General features: G+C 60.8%; 20 protein-coding genes and 1 pseudogene. 9 read left to right on the forward strand and 12 right to left on the reverse strand.

Translation table 11 applies throughout. From position 1 onward, the window contains the following. Positions 1–130: 130 nt before the first annotated feature. A complete protein-coding gene (locus AC2T3R_RS04395) occupies positions 131–2,443 on the reverse strand; it encodes a TonB-dependent receptor (RefSeq protein WP_486744690.1) in 2,313 nt (770 codons plus the stop codon). Positions 2,444–2,665: 222 nt separating this feature from the next. Here AC2T3R_RS04395 and AC2T3R_RS04400 point away from each other — a divergent pair, with 222 nt between their 5' ends. Then, a complete protein-coding gene (locus AC2T3R_RS04400) occupies positions 2,666–3,346 on the forward strand; it encodes a Fe2+-dependent dioxygenase (RefSeq protein ID WP_410952910.1) in 681 nt (226 codons plus the stop codon). A 3-nt stretch (positions 3,347–3,349) separates the two neighbouring features. Further along, positions 3,350–4,099: a tetratricopeptide repeat protein gene (locus AC2T3R_RS04405; RefSeq protein WP_486744691.1), complete on the forward strand. Its 750-nt coding sequence runs from the start codon at positions 3,350–3,352 to the stop codon at positions 4,097–4,099. Positions 4,100–4,272: 173 nt separating this feature from the next. Here AC2T3R_RS04405 and AC2T3R_RS04410 read toward each other — a convergent pair whose 3' ends face one another. Continuing rightward, the gene (locus AC2T3R_RS04410; protein ID WP_015269027.1) at positions 4,273–5,436 is read right to left on the reverse strand and encodes a type III PLP-dependent enzyme; all 1,164 of its coding nucleotides are present in this window, start codon (positions 5,434–5,436) and stop codon (positions 4,273–4,275) included. Positions 5,437–5,930: 494 nt separating this feature from the next. Between AC2T3R_RS04410 and AC2T3R_RS04415 the strand changes: the two genes are divergently transcribed. The 3 genes from AC2T3R_RS04415 (at position 5,931) to AC2T3R_RS04425 (ending at position 9,943) form a co-directional block, all read left to right on the forward strand. Continuing rightward, positions 5,931–6,428, forward strand: coding sequence for a sigma-70 family RNA polymerase sigma factor (locus AC2T3R_RS04415; protein WP_013971037.1), 498 nt, complete (start codon positions 5,931–5,933; stop codon positions 6,426–6,428). A gap of 20 nt (positions 6,429–6,448) precedes the next feature. Beyond that, positions 6,449–7,411 (forward strand): FecR family protein, encoded by a 963-nt coding sequence (locus AC2T3R_RS04420; protein ID WP_486744692.1) that lies wholly within the window; start codon positions 6,449–6,451, stop codon positions 7,409–7,411. Between the two features lie 108 nt (positions 7,412–7,519). Then, positions 7,520–9,943 carry a TonB-dependent siderophore receptor gene (locus tag AC2T3R_RS04425; RefSeq protein WP_486744693.1) on the forward strand — a complete coding sequence of 808 codons (2,424 nt, stop codon included), beginning with the start codon at positions 7,520–7,522 and terminating at the stop codon, positions 9,941–9,943. Between the two features lie 137 nt (positions 9,944–10,080). Here the strand turns inward: AC2T3R_RS04425 and AC2T3R_RS04430 are convergent, their stop codons facing one another. The 4 genes from AC2T3R_RS04430 to AC2T3R_RS04445 are packed head-to-tail and all read right to left on the reverse strand — an operon-like array spanning position 10,081 to position 13,526. Then, the gene (locus tag AC2T3R_RS04430; protein WP_486744694.1) at positions 10,081–11,238 is read right to left on the reverse strand and encodes an osmoprotectant ABC transporter ATP-binding protein OsmV; all 1,158 of its coding nucleotides are present in this window, start codon (positions 11,236–11,238) and stop codon (positions 10,081–10,083) included. Beyond that, positions 11,235–11,888, reverse strand: a complete 654-nt coding sequence (locus AC2T3R_RS04435; RefSeq protein ID WP_013971042.1) for an ABC transporter permease — start codon at positions 11,886–11,888, stop codon at positions 11,235–11,237. Before AC2T3R_RS04435 ends, AC2T3R_RS04430 begins: the two co-directional genes overlap by 4 nt. Continuing rightward, positions 11,885–12,799 (reverse strand): glycine betaine ABC transporter substrate-binding protein, encoded by a 915-nt coding sequence (locus tag AC2T3R_RS04440; protein ID WP_486744695.1) that lies wholly within the window; start codon positions 12,797–12,799, stop codon positions 11,885–11,887. Before AC2T3R_RS04440 ends, AC2T3R_RS04435 begins: the two co-directional genes overlap by 4 nt. 13 nt (positions 12,800–12,812) lie before the next feature. Further along, positions 12,813–13,526: an ABC transporter permease gene (locus tag AC2T3R_RS04445; protein WP_054573157.1), complete on the reverse strand. Its 714-nt coding sequence runs from the start codon at positions 13,524–13,526 to the stop codon at positions 12,813–12,815. A gap of 559 nt (positions 13,527–14,085) precedes the next feature. On the opposite strand from AC2T3R_RS04445, the gene AC2T3R_RS04450 reads away from it, so the two are divergent. Next, positions 14,086–15,669, forward strand: coding sequence for a peptide chain release factor 3 (locus tag AC2T3R_RS04450; protein ID WP_003257876.1), 1,584 nt, complete (start codon positions 14,086–14,088; stop codon positions 15,667–15,669). A gap of 129 nt (positions 15,670–15,798) precedes the next feature. On the opposite strand, the gene AC2T3R_RS04455 is transcribed toward AC2T3R_RS04450, so the two are convergent. The 6 genes and pseudogenes from AC2T3R_RS04455 to metG form a co-directional block, all read right to left on the reverse strand. Then, the gene (locus AC2T3R_RS04455; RefSeq protein WP_486744696.1) at positions 15,799–16,878 is read right to left on the reverse strand and encodes a polyamine ABC transporter substrate-binding protein; all 1,080 of its coding nucleotides are present in this window, start codon (positions 16,876–16,878) and stop codon (positions 15,799–15,801) included. A gap of 52 nt (positions 16,879–16,930) precedes the next feature. Continuing rightward, entirely contained in the window at positions 16,931–17,272 is a 342-nt protein-coding gene (locus AC2T3R_RS04460) for a cupin domain-containing protein (protein WP_486744697.1), read from the reverse strand. 34 nt (positions 17,273–17,306) lie between these two features. After that, entirely contained in the window at positions 17,307–18,713 is a 1,407-nt protein-coding gene (locus AC2T3R_RS04465) for an NAD(P)/FAD-dependent oxidoreductase (RefSeq protein ID WP_486744698.1), read from the reverse strand. A gap of 64 nt (positions 18,714–18,777) precedes the next feature. Further along, positions 18,778–19,587 (reverse strand): AraC family transcriptional regulator, encoded by an 810-nt coding sequence (locus tag AC2T3R_RS04470; protein ID WP_486744699.1) that lies wholly within the window; start codon positions 19,585–19,587, stop codon positions 18,778–18,780. 371 nt (positions 19,588–19,958) lie between these two features. After that, positions 19,959–20,084 (reverse strand): annotated as a pseudogene (locus tag AC2T3R_RS04475) (dipeptide ABC transporter ATP-binding protein); the annotation flags it as partial. A 141-nt stretch (positions 20,085–20,225) separates the two neighbouring features. Beyond that, positions 20,226–21,776 carry a methionine--tRNA ligase gene (gene metG / locus AC2T3R_RS04480; RefSeq protein ID WP_486744700.1) on the reverse strand — a complete coding sequence of 517 codons (1,551 nt, stop codon included), beginning with the start codon at positions 21,774–21,776 and terminating at the stop codon, positions 20,226–20,228. A gap of 317 nt (positions 21,777–22,093) precedes the next feature. Here metG and AC2T3R_RS04485 point away from each other — a divergent pair, with 317 nt between their 5' ends. From AC2T3R_RS04485 to AC2T3R_RS04495, 3 genes are all read left to right on the forward strand, one after another. Further along, positions 22,094–22,855, forward strand: a complete 762-nt coding sequence (locus tag AC2T3R_RS04485; RefSeq protein ID WP_253138875.1) for an SDR family NAD(P)-dependent oxidoreductase — start codon at positions 22,094–22,096, stop codon at positions 22,853–22,855. A gap of 45 nt (positions 22,856–22,900) precedes the next feature. Beyond that, positions 22,901–23,890, forward strand: coding sequence for an NAD(P)H-quinone oxidoreductase (locus AC2T3R_RS04490; RefSeq protein WP_253138878.1), 990 nt, complete (start codon positions 22,901–22,903; stop codon positions 23,888–23,890). A gap of 86 nt (positions 23,891–23,976) precedes the next feature. Continuing rightward, complete coding sequence (locus AC2T3R_RS04495; RefSeq protein WP_486744701.1) at positions 23,977–25,221, forward strand: phenylacetate--CoA ligase family protein; 1,245 nt, start codon at positions 23,977–23,979, stop codon at positions 25,219–25,221. Positions 25,222–25,286 lie beyond the last annotated feature (65 nt).

A 25,286-nucleotide genomic window follows, 5' to 3' on the forward strand; every position in this document is an offset into this window, starting at 1 on the left:
CGCGGGCTTGCCCGCTCCCACAGGAACTGCACAGCACTTGAACCCTGTGGAGTACCTGTGGGAGCGGGCAAGCCCGCGAAGAGGCCGTTACAGGAGCAGCCTATCTGAGCAGATCAACCCCATCCCGGCATCAGAAGTGGACGCTGGTGGTCAACAGAGCCGTCCGCCCCGCCGCCTGGTTGGCGAAGTGGGTAGAGAAGGCCTTGTCGTAGTACACCTCGTTGGTCAGGTTCTGCACGTTCAGCTGCAGGTCGATGTTCTTGGTCAGCTTGTAGGCGGCCATGGCGTCGTAGCGTACATAGCTGTCGACCATGGTGGTGTTGGCCACGCTGCCATACACGTCATCCACGTAGAAGGCACCGCCACCCACGGTCAGCTTCGGTGTAATGGAGTAGGTGGTCCACAAGCTGGCGCTGTTGTTCGGCGTGTTCGGCAACTGGTTGCCGTCGTTGGCCTTGTTCACCGCGCCGCCATCGATCTGGCGAGCTTCCATGTAGGTGTAGCCGGCAAATACCTGCCATTTGTCGGTGATCTTGCCGCTGGCAGACAGTTCGATGCCCTGTACGCGGGTTTCGCCGACGTTCTCGTAGGTAGTGGTGTCAACCTGGACGCGGGCGTTTTCCTTCTCGGTGCGGAACAGCGCAGCGGCCAGGGACAGGCGCTGGTCGAGCAGGTCCCACTTGGTGCCGATTTCGTAGTTGGTGGTTTCCTCCGGCTCCAGATCGCTGCTCAGCAAGTTGCCGGCGCGGTCGGTGGTGTTGCCCAACGGGTTGCCTTCAGTACCTTCGCCCAGCATTGCTCCGGGTGGCGTTGCGGAGGTGGCGTAGGAAACGTAGATACTGCCATTCTCGGCCGGCTTCCATACAAGGCCCAGCTGGCCGGTAACGAACTCGCTTGTATCCTTGCCTTTGGAGACAACGCCCTTGCTGTTCACCACGGTGGCGCCTGTGGCGTCGTAGGTGCGGTACTGGGTGTCGAAGTGGTCGTAGCGCAGGCCCATGTTCAACAGCCACTCGGGCGTCAGTTCGAGTGTGTCAAAAACATAAATTGCGCGGGTGTTGCTCTTGGTATCGGTGCCCGCGTAGTTGCGTGCGATGCTGCCGTTCCACGGATCGTCCGGGTTCGGGTTGCTCAGTGAGGTGCAGTTGTAACCGCTGGTGGCGCCGATCATGCCTGGGGTGCAGTTGGTGTTGGCGGTGCCGCCTGGGACGGTGTCGGTATCGACGGTGTAGCTCGAGCGCTTGCTCTCTTCTCGGCTCAGCTCGATACCGGTCGAGAAACTGTTCTTCATGCCACCCAGGTAGAACTCACCGAACAGGTCGGTCTGGTTGGTGGTGGTGGCAGTGTTGCCCACACGGGTGTTGGCGCGGCGCCAGACGCTGCCGTTGTTGACGTTACCCTTGCTGTCGTCAGGCTGGGTCAGGATGTAGTCCTGCATGCTGTTGCCATGGCGCAAGGTGTTCTTGATGGTCAGCGAGTCGGTCAAGTCGTGCTCGATGGCAAAGGTGGCAATATCCACGCGGCTTTTGCGGAAGTCACGACCGGTCAGGCCATAGAAGTTGTCGCTGTCACCGCCGTCGTACGGCTTGCTCGGGTGCGCCGAGGTGCGTGCAGTGTTGCCACCGGTCGGGATGGTGTACGGGATGCCCGAATCCGGCAGGTCGTCGCTTTCCAGATGGTAGTAGTCGAGGTTCACGCGGGTCGGAGTACCCAGGCCGAAGGCCAGCGATGGGGCGATACCCCAACGGTCGTAGTTGACCTTGTCGCGGCCGGCGACGTTGCTTTCGTGGGTCATCAGGTTCAGGCGCCCGGCAACGGAGTCGCTGAACTGGTAGTTGCCATCAAAGGTATAGCGCTGGGTCTGGTCGCTGCCCCAGGTCCAGGCGCCGTCAAGCGAGTTGCCCAGGTGGGCGCGCTTGCTCACCAGGTTGATGGTGCCGCCGGCGGCACCACGGCCGCCGATGGCCGAGTTCGGGCCCTTGGCCACTTCCACCGATTCGATGGCGAAGATTTCACGGGTTTGCGCGCCAGTGTCACGCACGCCGTCCAGGTAGGTGTCGCCTTGGGCGTCGAAGCCGCGGATGAACGGGCGGTCGCCTTGTGGGTTGCCGCCTTCGCCGGCACCAAAGGTGATGCCCGGCACAGTGCGCAGTGCATCCTGCAGGGTCAGGGCGTTGGTGTCCTTGATCACTTGCTGCGGGATCACGGTTACCGAGCGGGGGGTATCCACCAGCGGCGCGGTGTACTTCTGCGAGGATGCCTGGTCGACCTTGTAATCGGTGCTGGCCTGTTCAGCCTTGCCGTTGACGCTGGTGGCGTCGAGGGTGATAGCACTGCTGGCGACCGGGTCGGCGGCGTAGGCCGACGAAGCGCTGAGGGCTACGCCGATGGCAGACACGATCAGGCGTGGTGAACTCACTGCAGATGGTACGTACTGGCGCATTGCGAAGGACCTTCCCCAAGGTGGTAAGGCCGCGGATCTTAATGTAAGCAATTGTTAGTCACAATTGAGAGTAGTTACCATTCGTGAAGAATTTACAATCTTTACAATTTGCCTTTACGGTTTCATCAAGCTGAAACGTCTTAAGCGGCCATTGGGGCTTGTGAAGCGCAAAAGGGAATCAATATCATTGGCGCCTTACATTTTCCAAACGGTGCTGTCGCCATGCTGCTTCATATCCCCGGCCTGTTCGACGCCGATGAACTGGCCCGTATCCGCGAGGCGCTGGAGCAGGCCGATTGGGCCGACGGCAAGATCACGGCCGGCTACCAGTCGGCCAAGGCCAAGCACAACCTGCAACTGCCGGAAGGCCACCCGCTGGCCAAGGAAATCGGCAGCGCGCTGATCGACCGCCTGTGGCAGGACCCGCGCTTCATGTCTGCAGCCTTGCCGCACAAGGTGTTCCCGCCGCTGATCAACTGCTACCGCGAAGGCGGCAGTTTCGGCTTTCACATCGACAACGCCCTGCGCCAGCCCAAGGGCAGCCCGGAGCGGGTGCGTACCGACCTGTCTTCCACGCTGTTCCTCAGCGATCCGGACAGCTACGACGGCGGCGAGCTGGTGATCCAGGACACCTACGGCGAGCAGCAGGTCAAGCTGGCTGCCGGTGACCTGGTGCTGTACCCCGGCACCAGCCTGCACAAGGTCAACCCGGTGACCCGTGGCCAGCGTTACGCCGCGTTCTTCTGGACCCAGAGCCTGGTGCGCGAGGACAGCCAGCGGGCGTTGCTCTTCGAAATGGACAATGCCATCCAGCAACTGACTGCCGATGTGCCGGACCATCCGTCACTGCTGCAGTTGACCGGCACCTACCACAATCTGCTGCGCCGCTGGGCCGAGGTCTGAGCCGTGTCCTATCAGTTGCGACGTGAGGAAGTGGTGGATGTGGCCGGTTTGCAGGCCATGCTGGAAGAAAGCCCTGGCAAGGCCGCCCAGGCGATCCTGGCGGCGGCAGGGCAGGGCGCGGTCGAGGCACAGTTGTTGCTGGGGCAGATCCTGCTCGACGGGCGCGGCATTCAGGCGGATGCCGCCGTCGCCAGGCGCTGGTTCGGCATCGCCGCGCAGGGTGGCAGTGCCATGGCGCACAACATGCTGGGCCGTTGCCTGGAGCATGGCTGGGGCGGTGAGCCAAGCCAGGCGCAGGCGGCCATTCACTATGCGCGTGCGGCCGATGCTGGGCTGGACTGGGGGCTGTACAACCTGGGCAACTTGCTGGCCACCGGGCGCGGCATACCGGCCAACCAGGCACAGGCGCTGATGTGCTACGAGAAGGCCGCGCACATGGGGCATGCCAAGTCGATGAACCTGTACGGGCGTTACCTGGAACAAGGCATCGCCACGGCGCCCAATCCGACACGGGCGGTGCGCTGGTATAGGCGCTCAGCCGAGGCGGGGGATTTCCGTGGCATGTTCAGCCTGGCGCTGGTGCTTGTCGAGCGGGGGCAGGTGGCGGAAGCCGGGCCTTGGCTGGAACGGGCGCGGGTCGAGGGAAACATGAATTTCCTGCGCAGTGCGCTGGTGACCTTGCAGGGGGCCGGGCCGGTGTTGATGGCCTTTGCGGCGCGGTATGCCGAGGAGATCGAACGGCGCGAAGCTTGAGGTTCCCTCAAGGCCTGTAGGAGCAGCCTTGTGCTGCGAAGTTGCCGGCAAGCAAAAGATGGCCTTTGGCAGTTATGGTCTCTTCGCAGCACAAGGCTGCTCCTACAGGGAGTTGCACAGGCCTGAGGGCGGAAAGCACAAATGAAAACGGGGCCTTTCGGCCCCGTTTCGCATTACAGGTAGTAAGCCTTCAGCGGCGGGAAGCCGTTGAATTCCACTGCGCTGTAGCTGGTGGTGTAGGCGCCGGTCGACAGCCAGTACAGGCGGTCACCGATGGCCAGGTTCAGCGGCAGGCCGTACTTGTAGTGCTCGTACATGATGTCGGCGCTGTCGCAGGTCGGGCCGGCGATGACCACTTCTTCGGTCTCGCCTTTCTTCTCGGTCCAGATCGGGAACTTGATGGACTCGTCCATGGTTTCGATCAGGCCGGAGAACTTGCCCACGTCGGTGTAGATCCAGCGCTCGACGGCGGTACGCGACTTGCGTGCAACCAGTACCACTTCGCTGACCAGGATACCGGCGTTGGCAATCAGCGAACGGCCCGGCTCGAGGATGATTTCCGGCAGGTCGTCACCGAAGTCTTCCTTCAGGAAGCGGATGATCTCTTCGGCGTAGGTTTCCAGGCTGTTGGTCCGGGTGATGTAGTTGGCCGGGAAGCCGCCACCCATGTTGATCAGCTTCAGCTCGATGCCGTCTTCTTCCTTCAGGCGCTCGAAGATCACCTTGACCTTGGCGATGGCGGCGTCCCACACGCTGATGTCGCGCTGTTGCGAGCCGACATGGAAGGAAATGCCGTAAGGCACCAGGCCCAGGTCGCGGGCGAGAATCAGCAGGTCCATGGCCATGTCGGTCTGGCAGCCGAATTTACGCGACAGCGGCCAGTCGGCGGTGGTCGAGCCTTCGGTGAGAATACGCACGTACACCTTCGAACCCGGTGCGGCCTTGGCGATGTTGCGCAGGTCGGCTTCCGAGTCGGTGGCATACAGGCGCACACCCTTCTCGTAGAAGTAGCGGATGTCCTTGGACTTCTTGATGGTGTTGCCGTAGCTGATACGGTCGGCGCTGACGCCGCGGCCCAGCACCTTGTCCAGCTCGTAGATCGAGGCGATGTCGAAGCTCGAACCTTTCTCTTTGAGCAGGTCGATGATTTCCACGGCCGGGTTGGCCTTGACCGCGTAGTACACCTTGGCGAATTCGAAACCAGCGCGCAGGTCGTCGTAGGCCTGGCTGATCATCTGGGTATCGATGAGTACGAACGGGGTTTCCTGCTTGTCGGCAAACGCCTTCATTTTCTGGAAGGTGTCACGCGCGAAATAGTCTTCGACCTGGATCGACATGCTCAGGGACTCCATGGGCAAACTGAAAATTTAAGTGGCTGCAAACTGAACGTCCTCCGTATCCCCACTTTGGTTCGCCTACTCAGTACTTGAGCCGGATGGATCGTTTCCAGCATGGACGTTCGGCGCGCACTTTAGGGCGTGAAGAATGCAGAATCAACAGGCAATCCGGGCGTGATCGGCGCGGATCGACGACCTGCCATTTGAATAACCGACCCATGTGACCGGCTGATGTTCCCCGGAGTGTTTCAAGCGTAAAAAATAGTGGAATGGAACGCGCTGGCTCCTTCGCGGGCACGCCCGCTCCCACAGGCATCTCGCGGTTCCTGTGGGAGCGGGCGTGCCCGCGAAGGGGCCTCAGGTGTTCATATTTATGGCCACATTTCCCTGGCACTGCCGTGCATGAAAAAGACGATAAATTTTTTGTTACCGACTGGCGGAATTGCCGCCATTGATGAGAAACATTACTATTCGCACCCTTGTCTGCCTCCCTGATGACCCCGACCGTGTCCGGACCCAAAGGCTTCCTCGACCACTACCATGAGCTGATCGGCACCTGGACGCGCAAGTTGCGCAGTCGACAGCAGGCCGAGGACCTCACCCACGATGCCTTTGTCCGGGTACTGGAAAACCCGCGCGAGCAGGTCGAGCAGCCACGCGCCTACCTGCACCAGACCGCACGCAATATTGCCGTGGATGGTTTCCGGCGCGAGGACCGCCGCCAGGCCCTGGAGCTGGAAGCCTTCGACGAAGGCGTGGCCGGCAGTGGCGACCCCGAGGCCTACGTGCATGCGCTGGAGCTGGCCGACAGTGTCGAGCGGGCGCTGGCCGAACTGCCGCTCAATTGCCGACAGGTGTTCATCTGGCAGAAGCTCGAAGGGCTGACCCAGGCCGAGATCGCCGAGCGCATGGGGTTGAGCAAGAACATGGTCGAAAAGTATATGATCCGCACGCTCCGGCATCTGCGCGAGCACCTGGATGTGTCGGCATGATGAGTCAGGAGACCTTTTCGATGAAACAGCACGGTACCGATACCGTCCGCGAGCAGGCGGCCGCGTGGTTCGCCCGGGTGCAAGATGCGCCTCGCGATGCCGGGCTGCAGGCGCAGCTGCACGCCTGGCTGGAAGGCGATGCACGGCACCTTGAGGAGTACCAGCAGCTCGCCCGCCTGTGGCAGGCCGCCGACTTCATCCCGCGCCAGCGCCTGGAAGCGCTGTGCCAGCCGGCACCGGTACGCCAGTTGCCACGTCGGCGCTTCGTGCGCCAGGCCTTGGCCGCCAGCGTGGCCGCACTGGCGTTGGGCCTGGGCTGGGGCGGCTGGCACTACCAGCAACTGAATCACCAGGGCAGCTTGCAGACCGCCTTCAACGAACGCCGCCAGGTCGAACTGCCGGATGGTTCGCACCTTGAGCTCAACGGCAGCACGCAAGTGCAGGTCGCTTTCAGCGCCGGCCAGCGGCATGTCCGGCTGATGGCGGGTGAGGTGATGTTCACTGTCGCCCACGACAGTGACAGGCCGTTCGTGGTCGACACCGCCCAGGGCAGCGTGACTGTCACCGGTACTCGTTTCGACGTCCGCATGGACCCGGCCAGCACCCGCGTGGCTGTGGAGCAGGGCTCGGTGCGTGTGCAGGGCAAGGACGCCTCGCTGGCGCAGCTCACGGCGGGCCAGGGCTCGCATATAGATGCACAAGGCCAGGTGGCGGCGCCCTATGCGGTGAATACCGGCGCCCTGACTGCCTGGCGCCAAGGCAGGCTGGTGTTCGACAACGCCACCCTGGCCGAGGTGGTGGCCGAAGCCTCGCGCTACCGTAGCCAGCCGCTGTGGGTCGCCCCCGGCAAAGTCGCCCAGCTGCGGCTGTCCAGCACCTTCAGCACCGACGACACCGATGCGCTGCTGCGTGCCTTGCCGAGCATCCTGCCAGTGGCCATCAAGGCCCATGAAGATGGCTCGCGCGAAATAATCGCGAAATAGATTCAGGTTTTTTTCCGCTCGTTCGTCTTCCCCGCCAGCTGCAACTGCCAAGCATTTCCATTTGCATGCGGTTGGCGTTTATTCCGTATTCCAGGAAGTTTCGACGACGTGAACAACAACAATCCCTTCCCACGCTTCCGCGCCCTGGCACTGGCCCTGGCGGTCAGCGCCGTGGCCGTCAACAGCCAGGCCGCAGACGCCACTATTCAGATTCAGGCCCAATCCTTGGCATCGGCGCTGAACCAACTGGGCCAGCAGACCAACCTGCAGCTGTTCTTCAGCCCCGAACTGGTGGCCGGCAAGCAGGCCCCGGCGGTGTCCGGCCAGCTGGCGCCCGAGCAGGCGCTGCAGCAGTTGTTGCAAGGCAGCGGCCTGACCTACGAGATGTCCCAGGGCACCGTGGTGGTCAAGCCCGCCCAGGCCGATGGCACCCTCACCACCGGCAGCCTGGAGCTGGCGCCCACCGACGTCAAGGTGGTGGGTGACTGGCTGGGCGATGCCCAGCAGAGCGTGGTGCAGAACCACCCCGGCGCGCGCACCGTGGTGCGCCGCGAAGCGATGGTGGAAAAGGGCGCAATGAACGTGCGTGACGTGCTGCGCGGCATCCCCGGCGTTCAGGTGCAGGACTCCAACGGTACCGGCGGCAGCGACCTGTCGCTGAACGTGGGCGTTCGCGGCCTGACTTCGCGCCTATCGCCACGCTCCACGGTGCTGATCGACGGCATTCCGGCGGCCTTCGCTCCCTATGGCCAGCCGCAACTGTCGATGGCGCCGATTTCCTCGGGCAACCTCGACAGCATCGACGTGGTGCGTGGCGCCGGTTCCGTGCGTTATGGCCCGCAGAACGTCGGTGGGGTGATCAACTTCGTTACCCGGGCAATCCCCGAGAAGCCCTCGGCCGAGCTGTCCACCACCCTGGAAACCTCCCAGCATGGCGGCTGGAAGCACACCGAGTCCGCCTTCGTCGGCGGCACCGCGGACAACGGCATGGGCGTGGCGCTGCTGTACACCGGGGTGAATGGCAACGGCTACCGTGAAAGCAACAATGGCAACGACATCGACGACGTCATCCTCAAGACCCACTGGGCACCGACCGACGTTGACGAGTTCTGGCTCAACTTCCACTACTACGACGGCCGTGCCGACATGCCTGGCGGCCTGACCCAGGCGCAGTACGACAGCAACCCGTACCAGTCGCTGCGCGACTACGACTACTTCGCCGGCCGGCGCAAGGACGTGTCGTTCAAGTGGCAGCGCCAGCTCGACGACGCCACCCAGTTCGAAGTGCTGACCTACTACACCGACAGCTTCCGCGGCAGTTCCATTGCCTCGCGCGACATGAAGACCCTGTCGTCGTACCCGCGCAACTACCACACCTTTGCCATCGAACCACGGCTGTCGCGGATCTTCTTCGCCGGCCCGACCACCCAGGAAGTCAGCGTGGGCTACCGCTACCTGAAGGAAGCGATGCGTGAGCAGTCGACCCGCCTGGCGCTGATCGACAACGTGCCGACGCCCGCCCCGGGCTCCGATGGCCATGTGTTCCAGGACCGCAGCGGTGGTACCGAGGCCAGTGCCTACTACATCGACGACAAGATCGACGTGGGTAACTGGACCATCACCCCAGGTATCCGCTTCGAGCATATCAACACCGACTGGCGCGACCGCCCGGTGCTCGGTGCCAACGGCCAGCCGGTGCCAGAGAAGAAACGCAGCATCACCAGCAACGAGCCACTGCCGGCGCTGAGCGTGATGTACCACATCTCCGATGCGTGGAAGTTGTTCGCCAACTACGAGACCTCGTTCGGCAGCCTGCAGTACTTCCAGCTGGGCCAGGGTGGTACTGGCAACAGCACGGCCAATGGCCTGGAGCCGGAAAAGGCCAAGACCTACGAAATCGGTACCCGCTATGACAATGGCGGCTTTGCCGGTGAGCTGACGGCGTTCTACATCGACTTCGATGACGAACTGCAGTACATCAGCAACGATGTGGGCTGGACCAACCTCGGCGCCACCAAGCACCAGGGGATCGAGGCCTCGGTGCGCTATGACCTGGACGGGCTGGACCCGCGCCTGGAAGGGCTGTCGGTGAGCGGCGGCTACACCTATACCCGCGCTACTTATGAAGGGGACATCCCTGGCTTCGAGGGCCGTGACCTGCCGTTCTATTCACGCCAGGTGGCCACTGCCGGCGTGCGTTACGCGGTCAATCACTGGACCTGGAACCTGGATGCCTACGCCCAATCCAAGCAGCGCGCGCCGGGTACCGGGATCAATGCCGATGGCAGCTTCAACGGCGACTACATCACCGAGCCGAGTGCGGACGGGCAGTTTGGCGATATCCCGGGTTATGTGACCTGGCATGCCCGTGGCGGGTATGAGTTCGGGCCCCAGATGTCCAACCTGAAGCTGGCGGCGGGGGTGAAGAACCTGTTCGACAAGCAGTACTTCACCCGCTCCAGCGACAACAATGCCGGCATCTATGTGGGTGAGCCGCGGACCTTTTACGTGCAGGCCAGTGTAGGGTTCTGAGCCGAAATCGTCGGGGCCGCTATGCGGCCCATCGCCGGCAAGCGCGGCTCCCACAGGTACAGCGCCCACCTGTAGTCTTGTAGAGGACCTGTGGGAGCCGCGCTTGCCGGCGATGGGGCGCAAAGCGGCCCCAGGGATCAAGAAACCACCACCTCAGCCGGCGAAACGATGCTGGTCTTCGCCCCCCGCGAGCGCCCCGAACTCAGGTACGCCGCAATCGACTCCTGCGTCACCTCGCCCAAGAACACCTGCTCGGCATCCAGCACCGGCAGCCACGCCCGGTTGAACTCGTACATCCGCGACAGCAGGATGCGCAAATGCTCATCATGCGACGCCGTGGCATTGAACGGCCGCAGGAAGTCGCCACAAGTCCCTTGCTGGCGATGCATGTCACGCCGGCGCACGTAGCCCAGTGCCTTGTTCTGCGCATCGGTCACCACCACGTAACGGCGGTCGTGCTCGTCCAGCAGCTCGAGTGCATCGCTCACCGGCGTCTGCGGGCTCACCGATGGCGCGTTGTCTGCCGCATCCTCCGCACGTACCAGCAGCAGGCGCTTGAGGGTGCTGTCCTGGCCGACGAAGTTGCTGACGAACTCATCCGCCGGGTGCGCCAGCAGGGTGTCCGGGTGGTCCAGCTGCAACAGCTTGCCGGCGCGGAAGATGGCGATCTTGTCGCCCAGCTTGATCGCTTCGTCGATGTCGTGGCTGACCATGATCACGGTCTTGTTCAACGCCCGCTGCATCTCGAAGAACTCGTTCTGGATCATCTCGCGGTTGATCGGGTCGACCGCGCCGAACGGCTCGTCCATCAGCAGCACTGGCGCTTCCGCCGCCAAGGCGCGGATCACGCCGATACGTTGCTGCTGCCCGCCGGACAGCTCGCGCGGGTAGCGCTGCAGGTACTGCTTGGGCTCCAGCTTGATCATGTGCATCAGCTCGCGGGCGCGTTCATGGCACTTCTGTTTGTCCCAGCCGAGCAGGCGCGGCACCACGGTGATGTTTTCTTCGATGGTCATGTTGGGGAACAGGCCGATCTGCTGGATGACATAGCCGATGTGCCGGCGCAGGGTGACCTCGTCCAGCCCGGTGGTGTCTTCGCCATTGATGAACACCTGGCCGGAAGTGGGCGTGATCAGGCGGTTGATCATTTTCAGGGTAGTGCTCTTGCCGCAGCCCGAGGGGCCGAGGAACACGCAGATTTCCCCTTCGTTGACGGTGAGGCTTACCGAGTCGACGGCTTTGACGTCTTTGCCGTTGACGTTGAAGGTTTTGCTGAGGTTCTTCAGTTCGATCATGAGCGCAGTCCTTCTGGAGTCAGGGCACGTTGCAGGGTTTGCAGGAGCAGGTCGGCGATGATCGCCAGCAGGCTGACCAGCACGGCGCCGACCAGCAGCATCGACATGTCGCTGCGGCTGATGGAGGTGAGGATGAGTACGCCAAGGCCGCCGGCGCCGATGGTGGCGGCGATGGTCATCACGCCGATGTTCATCACCACGGCGGTGCGCACACCGGCGAGGATCACCGGCACTGCGATGGGCAGTTCGACCATGCGCAGGCGCTGGCCGAAGGTCATGCCGATGCCACGCGCGGCTTCACGGATGCCGGGTTCGACGTTGGTCAAAGCCAGGTAGGTGTTGCGCATGATCGGCAGCAGTGAGTAGAGGAACACCGCAGTGATCGCCGGCAGCGGCCCCAGGCCCTGGCCGAACCTGGAGTAGAACGGCAGCAGCAGGCCGAACAGGGCGATCGAGGGAATGGTCAGCAACACCGTGGCACTGGCCTGCAATGGGCCGGCGACGGCCGGGAAGCGGGTCATGAGGATGCCCAGCGGTACGCCGACGATGATCGCCAGGCCCACGGCGACGCCGACCAGCATGATGTGTTGCCAGGTCAGCTGCAGTACCTGGGCCCAGTCGAGGTGGGCGAACGTGTCGAGCAGGCTCATGGTTGTACCTCGCCAGGCATTGGGTGGTCACGCAGGAAGGCGGCAGCCACCTTGGTCGGGTTCTGGTGTTCGACGTCGACCTTGGCATTGAGCTGGCGCATGGTTTCGTCATCCAGTTGCTCGGCCAGAGGCTTGAGCAGGCCGGCCAGTTGCGGGTTGGCGTCGAGCACCTGTTTGCGCACCACCGGGGCGGCGGTGTAGTCGGGGAAGTAGTGCTTGTCGTCTTCCAGCAGCTTGAGGTTGAACGCGTTCAGGCGACCATCGGTGGTGTACACAAGGCCGGCGAACACCTGGTTGTTGTGCATGGCGGTGTAGACCAGGCCGGCATCCATCTGGCGGATGTTGGCGCGGCCCACTTGCAGGTCGTACATCGCTTTCAGGCCTACCAGGCCGTCCGGGCGGTTGGCGAACTCGGTGTCCAGCGCCACCAGGTGGTTGCGGTGGCGTTCGTCACGCAGTACCTGGTTGAGGTCGCTGATCGAGTTGATCTGCGGATAAGCCTCGGCGACCTGCCTGGGCAGGCCCAGCGCATAGGTGTTGCTGAACTTCGACGGGGTCAGCCAGATCAGGTCCTTCTTCGCGTCCAGTGCCTTGACCTTGGCGTAGGTGGCCTCGGCACTGGGCATGCGCTCGTCGATATGGTTGTACGACACCAGTGACACGCCGGTGTATTCCCACATCAGGTCGAGCTGGCCGGTTTCCTGGGCCTGGCGTGCGATGTTGCTGCCAAGGCCGCTGGTGACGCGCACATCAAAACCGTTGGCGCGCAGGTATTGCGCGGTGATTTCGGCGAGTACGGTCTGTTCGGTGAACACCCGCGCGCCGATACGGACAAGTGGTTTTTCCGCTGCCTGGGCAAATCCTGCGAACAGCAGGGTCGCGCCCAACAACAAGGCGATTCTCTTGTTCATATGTTCCCTCTCGTTATCCAGCCAGGCCACGTTCCAGCCAGCGCTTGCTGGAGAAACTCACCGCTGCGTCCAGCGCCAGCGCCAGCAGTGCGGTGCAGGCAGCCCCCAGCAGCAGTTGTGGCTGGTTGTTCAGGGCGATGCCGGGGAAGATCAGGCTGCCCAGGCTGTTGGCGCCAATCAGGAACGCCAGCGGTGCGGTGCCAACGTTCAGCGCCAGGGCCACACGCACGCCACCAACGATGATCGGCACGGCGTTGGGCAGCTCCACCTGCCAGAGTTGCTGGCGCGGAGTCATGCCGATGCCGGTGGCGGCTTCCTTGAGCGAGGCGGGGACGTTTTTCAGGCCCTCGTAGGTGTTGCGCACGATGGGCAGGAGGGAGGCGAGGAACAGCGCGAAGATCGCGGGCCCGGCGCCGATGCCCAGGATACTCAGGGCGATGGCCAGAACGGCCAGGGGAGGGATGGTGTTACCAACGTTGAAGAACTGCATGAAGCGTTCGGCTTTGTCGACCCGGTGCGGTCGACTTAACGCAATGCCGGCGGGGATGCCCACGGCCAGCGCCGCCGCCATCGAAGCCAGCACCAGTACCAGGTGCGCTTGCAGGTAGAACCCAAGATCGTCGCGATAACGCGCGATCGTGTCGATGCCGATCCAGTGGACCAGCAGGGCCAGGATGACGAGCACGGAGGCCCATCCCAACAGCCCTTTTCCGTAGCGTTTTGCCACAGGCGGACTCCTTGTGTAGTCGGCGAGCACACTTCTTGGTTGCCGACCAGTCCTGGCGGCGGGTGGTGTGTTCGCGAGTAGCAGCGTGACGCACGCCGAAGGCTGCGATCAGGCTATGAGCCGAACCCCGTCGGGCCCGAAAATGCTGATGAAAACAACTCCCCAACCGAAGCGGGTTGCAGGGGAGTGGACGTCTCCGTGGGCGTAAAGGTTCCCATCTGAGGTGGCATTTGGCCAGCGTTAATCACTGGCTGGTTGGAAAATTGACGAGAGAAAGCAACGGGTTGGTGCGCTGTAGGCGTTGAAATAACTGCCCTTTGGCCATTTGTCGTGATAAAGCGGCTGGTTGTTGAATTTGTAATGGCAGTGCCGGCCTCTTCGCGGGCACGCCCGCTCCCACAGGGATCTCCACTGCTGTGCAGGCCTGTGCAGTACCGGTGGGAGCGGGCGTGCCCGCGAAAGGGCCGGAACAGGCACCGCCGGTTCAGCAAATTTTGGTCCCGGCCCAACTTCAGGTATGATATCGCCCCTTTTTAATCCCCCAGTCAGGCGATTTCCCATGACCAACCAGGCCGCCGAAGTCGCGAAGCGCCGCACTTTCGCAATCATTTCCCACCCCGACGCCGGTAAGACCACCATCACCGAGAAGCTGCTGCTGATGGGCAAGGCCATTGCCGTCGCCGGTACCGTGAAGTCGCGCAAGTCCGACCGCCACGCTACCTCCGACTGGATGGAAATGGAGAAGCAGCGCGGCATCTCCATCACCACCTCGGTGATGCAGTTCCCGTACCGCGAGCACATGATCAACCTGCTCGACACCCCCGGCCACGAAGACTTCTCGGAAGACACCTACCGCACCCTGACCGCGGTGGACTCGGCGCTGATGGTGCTCGACGGCGGTAAAGGTGTAGAGCCACGTACCATCGCCCTGATGGACGTGTGCCGCCTGCGCGACACGCCGATCGTCAGCTTCATCAACAAACTCGACCGCGACATCCGCGACCCGATCGAACTGCTCGACGAGATCGAAGCCGTGCTGAAGATCAAGGCCGCACCGATCACCTGGCCGATCGGTTGCTACCGCGACTTCAAGGGCGTGTATCACCTGACCGGCGACTACATCGTGGTGTACACCCCGGGCCACGGCCACGAGCGCACCGAAGCCAAGATCATCCAGAAGCTGGACTCGGACGAAGCCCGGGCCCACCTGGGCGACCAGTACGATTCGTTCGTCGAACAGCTGGAGCTGGTGCAGGGCGCCTGCCACGAGTTCAACCAGGAAGAGTTCATCAACGGCCAGCTGACCCCGGTGTTCTTCGGTACCGCGCTGGGCAACTTCGGTGTGGACCATGTGCTTGACGCCGTCGTCGACTGGGCGCCGCGCCCGCTGGGCCGTGTGGCTCACGAGCGCACCGTGGAGCCTGTGGAAGAGAAGTTCACCGGTTTCGTGTTCAAGATCCAGGCAAACATGGACCCGAAACACCGCGACCGCATCGCCTTCATGCGCATCTGCTCGGGCAAGTACGAGAAGGGCATGAAGATGCGCCACGTGCGCATCAACAAGGACCTGCGCATCGGCGACGCGCTGACCTTCTTCTCCTCCGAGCGTGAGCAGCTGGAAGAGGCCTATGCCGGCGATATCATTGGCCTGCACAACCACGGCACCATCCAGATCGGCGACACCTTCACCGAAGGCGAGGCGCTGGGCTTCACCGGTATTCCGCACTTCGCCCCGGAGCTGTTCCGCCGCGTGCGCCTGAAGGACCCGCTGAAATCCAAGCAGCTGCGTCAGGGCCTGCAACAGCTGGCCGAAGAAGGTGCGACCCAGGTGTTCTTCCCTGAGCGCAGCAACGACATCATCCTCGGTGCAGTCGGTGTGCTGCAGTTCGACGTGGTCGCCAGCCGCCTGAAGGAAGAGTACAAGGTCGAGTGCGCCTACGAGCCGATCACCGTGTGGTCGGCCCGCTGGATCGGCTGTGACGACAAGAAGAAGCTCGAGGAATTCCAGAACAAGGCCATGGAGAACCTGGCCATCGACGGTGGCGGGCACCTGACCTACCTGGCGCCGACCCGCGTCAACCTGTCGCTGATGGAAGAGCGTTGGCCGGACATCAAGTTCCGCGCTACCCGCGAGCACCACTAAGTATTGAAATGGGGCTGCGTTGCAGCCCTTCGCGGGCACGCCCGCTCCCACAGGGAATCACTACACCTGAAGGTTACGCGATACCTGTGGGAGCGGGCGTGCCCGCGAAGGGCCGCAAAGCGGCCCCATTCAGTTCCCTGCCTTGATACTGGTCCAGATCCGCGTGCGAATACGGTCGATCTTGGCCGGCATCGCCTCCAGCGCATACAGCTTGCCCATTACTTCCTCGCTCGGGTAAATCATCGTATTACCCTTCATCGCCGGATCCACCAGCCCGTCCGCCTTGAGGTTGCCGTTGGCGTACTGCACATGGTTGCTGATGTTGGCCATCACCTCCGGCTGCAGCAGGTAGTTCATGTAGGCATACCCGGCCTTCTCATCCGGTGCATCGGCCGGCATGGCAACCATGTCGAACCACATCGGCGCGCCTTCCCTGGGTATCGAGTAGCCCACCTTCACCCCGTTCTTCGCCTCCTCGGCACGATTCTTCGCCTGCAGCACATCCCCCGAGAAACCCACCACCACGCAGATATCGCCGTTAGCCAGATCGCCGGTGTACTTCGAGGAGTGGAAGTAGCTGATGTATGGCCGCACCTGCATCAGCAGCGCCTTGGCCTTGTCGTAGTCCGCCGGGTTCTGGCTGTGGTGCGGCAGGCCCAGGTAGTGCAGGGCGATCGGTAACAGCTCGGGGCCGTTGTCCAGCACGGCGACGCCGCAGCTTTTCAGCTTGCTCATGTACTCAGGCTTGAAGATCAGGTCCCACGAGTTTATTGGCGCGCTGTCGCCGAGCACCGCCTTGACCTTGTCGACGTTGTAGCCGATGCCGGTGCTGCCCCACAGATACGGGAAGCCGTATTGGTTACCCGGGTCATTGACCTCCAGTGCCTTGAGCAACACCGGGTTGAGGTTGTGCCAGTTGGGCAGCTGCGACTTGTCCAGCTGCTTCAGGGCTTTGCCCTGGATTTGACGGGCCATGAAGTGGTTGGACGGGAACACCACGTCGTAGCCGGAGTTGCCGGTCATCAGCTTGCCGTCGAGGGTTTCGTTGCTGTCGTAAACGTCGTAGGTGGGCACGATACCGCTGGCTTGCTGGAAGTTCTTCAGTGTGTCGGGGGCAACGTAGCTGGACCAGTTGTAGATCTTCACCGTTTCGGCGGCGCCGGCCACGCTGGCGGCCAGCATCAGGGGGGCGAGAAGGAGCGTGCGCATGTCGGGGTTACCTTGCTTTGTGTGTTGTTATCGAAGGCAGGCGATCAGCGGATCAGAAGACAAGAACGTAGGTCTTGCGCACGGTCTCCTGGATGTCCCAGGTGCCCGTGCTGTTGGCCGGTAGCATCAGTGCGTCTCCGGCTTCTATGAGCAGGGGCTCGCCACCGTCGGGAGTGAAGGTGCAGCGGCCCTTGATGAAATGGCAGAACTCCTGCTGCACGATCTGCCGCCGCCAGCGCCCGGGGGTGCACTCCCAGATGCCGGTTTCGACGCCGTCGCTGCGTTCCACGCAGGTGACCAAAGTCACTGCAACGGGGTCGCCAAGCGGCACCGCGACCGGGTTGGAGCTGTCGAGCACGGCGCTGTCGGTGTTCTTGAAATGGGTGATGCTCATGACCGGTAAATCCTGTGTCAGTGAGGGGGAAAAATCAGCGCATGAAGCCTTCCATGAAGTCCGCAAGATTGCTGGCAAGGCGCCGCCTCCAGGGCGCACTGGCGGGGTTGGCGAGGGTCCGGTCCTCGTGGACGAAGCTCTGGATGATCGCGTTGTAGCCCAGCCATCGGCAGGGCTCGGGTGGCCAGCTGGCCAGGCTTGAAAGCGGGCGGTTGTCGAGCACCCAGGGTTGCGCGGTCAGTTCGTTGTGCTGGTTGAGGATCAGCGCAGCCAGGGTGCGCCCGCCCAGGTTGGTGGCGCCGACGCCTTCGCCGCCGTAGCCGCCCGCCAGGGCGATGCCGCGTTGACGGTCGCAGAGCATGTGCGGGCGGAAGCGCCGCGCCATGCCCAGGTTGCCGCCCCAGGAATGGGTGATGCGTGCGTGCTTCAACTGTGGGAACAACTCGCTGAACAGGTAGCGGCGCAGCTCGATTTCCTGTTCGTCGAGGTTGAAGTTTTCGCGCAGGCGGCCACCGAAGCGGTAGCCGCCACGGGCGCCGAATACCAGGCGGTCGTCGGCGGTGCGCTGGCCGTAGGTGACCTGGCGGCTGCTTTCGCTGAACGCCTGGCCCTGGTTCAGGCCGATCTGTTGCCAGGTGGCCTCCGGCAGTGGTTCGGTGGCCACCAACAGGCTCTGTACCGGCAGCTGATGTTTACCCAGTGGCGGCAGGCTGACGGCATAGCCCTCCACGGCGGGTACCGTCCATTGGCAACGGATGCGCGCCAACGGGGTGCGCACCTCACCTGGCTGCCAGTCGATGGCTGGGGTGTTTTCGTAGATGGGTACGCCCAGCGCTTCTACCGCCCGGGCCAGGCCACGCGCCAGCTTGGCGGGTTGGATGGTTGCGGTGTGCGGGCTGTAGATGGCGCCATAGGCGTTGCTGACCCGCAATTGAGCGTCGAGCTGTTCGGGGCGCAGCCAGCGGTAGTCGTCCTCGGTCATGCCTTGGCGATAAAGGTCGTCTAGGTAGGCGCGCAGGCTGCGCTCCTGTTCCGGGTAGCGCGCGGCGCAGTACAGCACGCCGCCTTTGCGGTAGTCGCAGTCGATGCCTTCATGTTGCAGCACGCGGTGTACTTCATCGGGAATGCCATGCAGCAGGTCGATGCTGGCGCGGCGCTGTTGCGGCGACAGGGTGGCCAGCAGGCGGTCTTCGCCGAGCAGGTTGCCCATCAGCCAGCCGCCGTTGCGCCCCGAAGCGCCGAAGCCAGCGATGTTGGCGTCGATTACCGCGATGTTCAACTGTGGCGCCTGGCGCTTGAGGTAGTAGGCGGTCCACAGGCCGGTGTAGCCAGCGCCGATGATGCATACATCCGCGTCCAGGTCCTCGCGCAGGGCCGGGCGGGCGCACAACGGCTCGTCGAGCTGGTCCATCCACAGGCTGAGCGTGCGCAGGGGTTGCATCGGGTTCGGCTCCACATCCGTCAAGGTCTGTGGGCGATCCTAGTGGTGTCGGCGGGCGGCTGTCCTACGTGCGTGCACGCAGGGAAATTTGCTTCAGGTACGCCTTGGGCGTAAGCCCGGTGTGTTCGCGAAAACACTTGTAGAACGCCGACAACGAGTTGAAACCGGCATTGAACGCCAGCTCGTCGATCGTGGCTTCGATGCTGTCGTTATCAAGGCTGGCCATCAGGTGCTGCAAGCGGGCCTGGTTGACGTAGCGGTAGAAGCTTTGCCCGAGCACCTGGTTGAGCAGGTAGGAGATCTGGTTGCGGCTGTAGCCGCTGGCGTCGGCCACCTGCTGCAGGTCCAGCTCCGGGTCCAGGTAGGGGCGCTGGCGCTGGAAGTAGTGTTCCAGGTCCTGGGCCATGGTCGACAACTGCCTCGGCGACAGGCCCAGGCGGCTGGTGGCCGGGCGTGAACCACTGCTGGCGTGGCCGCTGCCATTGCGGCGGACCAGCGTGGCATATTCGTTGACCTGCCAGATCAGGCCGTCCTTGACGGTAATCGCCTCGCTGGACTGGAACGCCACCAGGCCGTCGCCGCCCTGGACCGTGACCTGGTACTGGATGAACGCGGTACAGCCGTCGACGCGGATGCGGTCGCTGTGCACGATATCTTCGCCGGCTTCATGGGGCAGGCAGGCGCGTACGTAGTCACGCAGTTCCTGGTAGCCGAGCACGCGGTTCTGGAAGAAGTCGTGGTACTGGATGTCGGGGTGGTAGAGCGCTATGACGCCGTCGAGATCGCGGTGCTTCCAGCACAGGTGGTAGCGCAGCACGGTGTCGGCGGTGAGCGGGGTCTGCTTGGGGCCGTCGGGGAGGGTGGTGGCGGTCATGAGCCTGATAGTGCATTGCAGAACACCCAGCTGCAAGGGTGCGGATCCGGCATATTGCACGGTTTTTTCAAGCGGCTTGGGCAGTAAGCCGTTGATTCGGTTGAGAGTGATTTTTTGACAGGGATGGCATGGCGAGTGCACCGGTCTGTTCAACATCGAACAAGGAGAAAGGCCATGCGCTCGATACTGCTTTGGATGATTGGGGTGCCGATTCCGGTGATTATCCTGATCTGGTTCTTCATGCATTGAGATTTTTGGGGCCGCTTTGCGGCCCATCGCGACACAAGGCCGCTCCTACAGGAGATCGCGGTCCCTTGTAGGAGCGGTCTTGTGTCGCGATGGGCTGCAAAGCAGCCCCGGCTATCTAAAGGCTAAAGAAACTGCTCGGCATAGTGACAAGCCACCTGCCGCGTACTCACCTGCCGCAACGCCGGCACCTCCTTGGCACACCGCTCCGTCGCATGCGGGCACCGTTTGTGAAACGCGCACCCATCCGGGGACCAGTCAGTTGAGGCGGTCATTGACTGTGTTTGACTTGGTGGGGCGGACTCCAGCAAGCCCTCGCATACTCAGGAAAAATCGAACTGAGTCTGGAATATCGATCCACGTCCCCGTTCTGTAAAGGGGGGCGGTGGACGCTACGGAGCTTCCTGATAGCGTGGGAATAACACTCGAGTCTCTTTGATGCGATAACCCGGTGATACTGAACGACTGTTGTCGAAGCAGGGAGACTGGTCAGCATCCAGGCAACCTAGATTCTGCAGCAACTCGGTCATGCTATCTGGCATGACCGGCCACAACGCAAGCGCCCCACGACGCAGAGCCTCAAGACAATCATGCAGAATATAACCTACTTGAGCGAGATTTTCAGGCTGTTTAATCAGCTTGTATGGTTCGGTAAAATTCACGTGCTGATCGATTGTCCGGAAGATAGTAAGTGCCAAGGCAATCATTTTGTCGTATTGGAATGCCTGTGCCTTTTCCCGAGATGCTTGGCTGAGATCGGTAATTTTGTTGTGAAACTCACTGGCAATAGTAGGCTTTGCAGGTATTACACCATCAAAGTAGCGATTAACCATTCCTGTTATTCGATTGAGGCAATTGCCCACAGTATTGGCCAGGTTTGCGTTGTAGCTTTCTATGAACCGCAGATGCGAAAAGTCCGAGTCGCTAGCGCCCACCGGTCCCGTGCTGGCGAGAAAGAAACGAAGGCTGTCCACCCCGAACTCGCTACAGTAACGGTGCAGAGCTTCGATGCCGACGAAGTTACCCATGCTTTTCGACATCTTCTCGCCTTCGTGTATCCAGAATCCGTGAGCAAGGATGTTACGTGGTAGATCCAGCCACTCGTTCCCTTTCACTTTTTTTAGGGCCAACAACATGGCTGGCCAGATTACGGCATGGAACCAAAGAATATCTTTGCCGACCACCTGAAGTGTCGCTGGCCATAGGTGGCGAAGCTCGTCGGTGTCGATTGCAGTAAGATAATTGAACAAAGCGTCGACCCAGACGTAAACTACATGTGAGCTATCGCCAGGAATATTGATTCCCCAAGCTTCGGAGCTATATCTTGAAATTGGAATGTCGCTCAACCCATCTTGAACCCTTGCAACGATTTCTGCAGTCCGGCTAGCGGGATGGATATTCAGTTCACCGGTATTGAGTAACGCCAGTAACTGCTCCTGATAGCGACTAAGGCGGAAGAAGTAATTTTTTTCAGCGCGCTGAAGCAAAGACTTTTTGTTAATGGGTGATTTATACTCATATTGCTTGGCCTTGGCATCGGACACGTATTCTTCTTGGCCCGCATCATACCAGCCAACATATTCGCCTAGATAAACATCGCCGGTAGCCATCAGCTGCTCTATGCGTCTGTGAACATTTACCTTGTGTCGTGGTTCGCTAGTCCTGATGAAATCATCGAAGCCGATGTTGAACGCTTTGAATGCCTGGCGGAATGCATCGGCATTATTTCGTGCCCAAGTCTTTACTGGAATTTCTCGGGATTGTGCTGCGTCGATTACCTTCGTCGAGTGTTCGTCCGTACCGGTCAACAGGAATTTTTCCTGGTTTTCGAGTTGCGCCGTGCGTGCTCCGATATCGGCGAGTAGCGTGGAGAATATGTGGCCAATGTGTGGCGCGTCATTGACGTAGTAGATGGGGGTTGTGAAATAGCTCGCTGACTTCATTGGCTGCGTCCAAATCAGGGGGAATAGAGCAAGGTAGCGGGTTAGGGGTGGTGGAGTAAATAAACATGGTGTTTAAAATTAAGCGTAGGATCTTTCCTACATATAAGCAGCGAGATTTTGGTGGTTGCGCTTGTGATTTTTTTCATGCTAGCGTTTATCTTCTCTGAGGTGGCGATCGCTCTGTGACGTTTGGGGTGTTTGTCGGTCGGTGAACTAACTATTGGCTATTTTAGTTATGTATAACTGTGTGTTGTCCAAGGATTGGTTAACAGCGTGCTATCTATTCCCAAATTTTCGAACAATGGGATGGAGCTACGATGAAACTCAAAGGAAAGAAAATCCTCGTAACCGGGGGATCTAATGGGATTGGCCGTGCGTTGGTCCAAGGTTTCTTGGAGGAAGGCGCCAGCGTCTTTTTCAGCTATTTCAGCGATGCCATCAGTGCCGATGTAATCTGCCGCGAAGCAGCCTTGGGAGGGGATGGGCGTGCCCATGCGATGGCATGCAATATTGCAGACCAGAGCCAGGCCAAACAGCTTGTCGAACAGGCGATCACGACGCTCGGACATATCGATGTTCTGGTCAACAATGCCGGGGTATTCGCTCGTCAAGCTTTTCTTGAAATCACCGAGCATGAGCTGCAACGTGTAATCAGCGTAAATCTCATCAATGCCATGTTGATTTCCCAACAAGTCGCTCGGCACATGGTGAGCTGCGAAACGCCTGGCAGTCTGATTCATATTTCCTCACTGAGTGCTCAGCGGGCAAGAAGTCGGATGGTTCACTACCAGGCATCCAAAGCCGCCTTGAATGCAATGTCCGAGGGGATCGCCCTTGAATTGGGCGAGTATGGAATTCGCTCCAATGTCATCTCCCCAGGCCTGACTGAAACCCAGGCAAACCGTGATCAATGGGGAGATAGTCCTGATCTTTGGCGTGTACGGGCAGCAGACATCCCTCTGGGCAGAGCAGGCCTGCCTCATGACTATCTGGGGGCCGCAGTACTGCTGGCGAGTGACGACTCTCAGTGGATCAGTGGAGCGAATATTAGAGTCGATGGTGGGATGGCCACTTTCTGATGCCTATCCAAGTTTGGTCTCCGTTAACAAGGATGCTGCCACGTGATGAACTATCAAGATTCAACGGCGTACTCCGTATGTTTTGATACCCGCAGTTCGCCAGCGGGCGTCAGTTTCGATAGGCACGCGCTGCCTGCACTGGGCAGTCAGGAGTTGCTTTTGCGAACCATGGCCACCGCATTGAATCGTGCTGACTTACTGCAGCGCGAAGGGCGTTACCAGCCTGCTCCAGGTGAGACGCAGGTTCCGGGCGTGGAGGTTTCGGGCGAAGTCGTCGCCTGTGGTTCCGAGGTCAAAGCTTTTCGGCCAGGCGATCGAGTATTTGGGGTCGTACCGGGTGGGGGGTTCTCCACTCACTGCATAATCGACGAAGGTATGGCCATGGCGGTCCCTCACCATTGGAGCTATGTCGACGCCGCTGCAGTCGCAGAGGCAGGGCTAACGGCCGATACCGCGTTGTTCAGCGTCGGGCAACTGCAGCCGGGCCAAGATGTGTTGATCCATGCTGCTGCCAGCGGTGTCGGCAGCATGGCGGTCCAGATGGTGCGACTAGCTGGTGGTAGGGCGATCTGCACAACCGGATCACCCGACAAAGTAAAGGCACTCTATGAACTGGGTGCTCACGATGTGTTATGTGGTCATGGCTCCGAATTTGCGCAGGCGCTATCCGGGGAGGTGGACTTGGTTGTCGACTTTGTCGGCGGACGCTACTTCGCAGGCAACCTTGCCGCGCTGCGGGCAGGAGGTACGCTTGCCATGGTCGGCCTGCTCGACCGCTTTGAATGGCAGGCCAACTTTGTACCAATCATCAACAAGCGCCTCAACCTTCAGGGCGTCGTACTGCGTAAGCGGCCACTGGTGGAGCGTCGTCAGGTAACCCGGGATTTTGTTGGGCGATGGAGCACGGCCATCGCGGGCGGCTTGCTAAAACCCGTGATCGGCGCCGTATTCCCCTTTGCAGACGTGGAGCGGGCGCTCGAGTTGATGGAAAACAACCGAAACATAGGGAAGGTCGTGCTGAACGTCGGCGTCTGAGTCGACGGCGTTACCTGATAGCAGGCTAACCGACAACGGTACCCCCTTACTCCGATCAGGGCTGGGAACATGCTAGGGAGCAGCTTATGAACATCTATTCGCTTGACCAGATTGTCAATATTGCGCGCACGCATTCCGTCATCTACCAGAAGCTATACGCTCAACTCAAACCGCAAGCGTCTTACGAGTTGAACCATCTACCCGTTTTGACCAATGAGCAACTTATGGATTTTGTCCATGACGAAGAGCCGGATTTCGTATTTGCCAATGGCAATACCCATGGCCTGATCTTCGAGTCATCCGCTTCGACCGGCAAGGCCAAGGTGACGCTGTTCGGACGCGATGAATGGGACACTCACACACGGCTACTCGCTTCGCAGCATTGGAAAAATGGTTTGCTCAAAGAGAATGATCGGTTAACCAACTTGTGCGCCAGTGCATATCTGTCCTATCGCATCATTCACAGCGTCGTCGAGCGCTTTCCCGGAAAGATTTCGGAGGTGCCGCTTGGCTGCGACTATGACTATGACCACATTTATGGGGTCATCACCAAGTATCACTCGAATGTATTGGCGGGTGTCAATTCCACGTTTCTGGGGCTGGCTCACCATATGACCAGTCGGGGCTTGGTCAATCATGAGGTAGAGCGTCTGCTGGGAGGGGGGGAGCTGCTTTATGGTGCGCAGTTCGAAGTAATTCGTCGAGCGTTCCCCAATGCCGAGATCGTCTCCTTCATGTTCGGTACCACCGAAACGGGGGCGTTGGGATACAGCGAGCCGGGTGATGCGCTCAACGAGTTCTCCGTTTTCGAGGGCGCCTGTATTGTCGAGGTTATCGATGAAGTGACGGGCTTGCCTATTGAGACGTTTGGCCGGGTTGGTAAGTGCGTGGCTACCAGCTTGACGCGAATTGCCGCTCCCGCGATTCGTATCGATACGGGTGACTATGCTTGCTGGGTGGAAAAGTCGCCGAGCAAGCGCAAGCTCCGCGTGATAGGACGCAAGTTCCCATTTGCACATCATTTTCAGGATGTTCAGTTCAACGAAACCGACGTGTTTGAAGTGATTCGCTATCTGGATGACAAGGCACCTGTCACTCGACTGCAACTGCACATCCACGATGGCCGTCTGGAAGTAATTGTTTCGCTGCTCGAAGGTCATCAGCTTACCCGAGACGACCTAAGCAGCTTTATCCGCAATGGCCTGCTTGTGCAGATACCTGAGCTCGCGCCGCATGCGCAGGTCATTGATTGTCGTCTTGAAGACTTTGCCTATTTCTCTGAGGCAACGCGCCGCAAGGGTAGATTGATCGTCGACAGGCGCTCGTCCTGACCTGAACCACTGCCTAATTGCAATCCAATGAAGTCGCTGTATCGGCGACCACCGACAGCTTGCGT

The organism is Pseudomonas sp. PVC-5-1, from assembly GCF_057444345.1.

Coding starts and splice junctions, on each gene's coding strand:
- AC2T3R_RS04395 (WP_486744690.1), bottom strand. CDS start 2,443: ATGCGCCAGTACGTACCATCTGCAGTGAGTTCACCACGCCTGATCGTG.
- AC2T3R_RS04400 (WP_410952910.1), top strand. CDS start 2,666: ATGCTGCTTCATATCCCCGGCCTGTTCGACGCCGATGAACTGGCCCGT.
- AC2T3R_RS04410 (WP_015269027.1), bottom strand. CDS start 5,436: ATGTCGATCCAGGTCGAAGACTATTTCGCGCGTGACACCTTCCAGAAA.
- AC2T3R_RS04415 (WP_013971037.1), top strand. CDS start 5,931: ATGACCCCGACCGTGTCCGGACCCAAAGGCTTCCTCGACCACTACCAT.
- AC2T3R_RS04420 (WP_486744692.1), top strand. CDS start 6,449: ATGAAACAGCACGGTACCGATACCGTCCGCGAGCAGGCGGCCGCGTGG.
- AC2T3R_RS04430 (WP_486744694.1), bottom strand. CDS start 11,238: ATGATCGAACTGAAGAACCTCAGCAAAACCTTCAACGTCAACGGCAAA.
- AC2T3R_RS04435 (WP_013971042.1), bottom strand. CDS start 11,888: ATGAGCCTGCTCGACACGTTCGCCCACCTCGACTGGGCCCAGGTACTG.
- AC2T3R_RS04440 (WP_486744695.1), bottom strand. CDS start 12,799: ATGAACAAGAGAATCGCCTTGTTGTTGGGCGCGACCCTGCTGTTCGCA.
- AC2T3R_RS04450 (WP_003257876.1), top strand. CDS start 14,086: ATGACCAACCAGGCCGCCGAAGTCGCGAAGCGCCGCACTTTCGCAATC.
- AC2T3R_RS04455 (WP_486744696.1), bottom strand. CDS start 16,878: ATGCGCACGCTCCTTCTCGCCCCCCTGATGCTGGCCGCCAGCGTGGCC.
- AC2T3R_RS04460 (WP_486744697.1), bottom strand. CDS start 17,272: ATGAGCATCACCCATTTCAAGAACACCGACAGCGCCGTGCTCGACAGC.
- AC2T3R_RS04465 (WP_486744698.1), bottom strand. CDS start 18,713: ATGCAACCCCTGCGCACGCTCAGCCTGTGGATGGACCAGCTCGACGAG.
- AC2T3R_RS04470 (WP_486744699.1), bottom strand. CDS start 19,587: ATGACCGCCACCACCCTCCCCGACGGCCCCAAGCAGACCCCGCTCACC.
- metG (WP_486744700.1), bottom strand. CDS start 21,776: ATGAAGTCAGCGAGCTATTTCACAACCCCCATCTACTACGTCAATGAC.
- AC2T3R_RS04485 (WP_253138875.1), top strand. CDS start 22,094: ATGAAACTCAAAGGAAAGAAAATCCTCGTAACCGGGGGATCTAATGGG.
- AC2T3R_RS04490 (WP_253138878.1), top strand. CDS start 22,901: ATGAACTATCAAGATTCAACGGCGTACTCCGTATGTTTTGATACCCGC.
- AC2T3R_RS04495 (WP_486744701.1), top strand. CDS start 23,977: ATGAACATCTATTCGCTTGACCAGATTGTCAATATTGCGCGCACGCAT.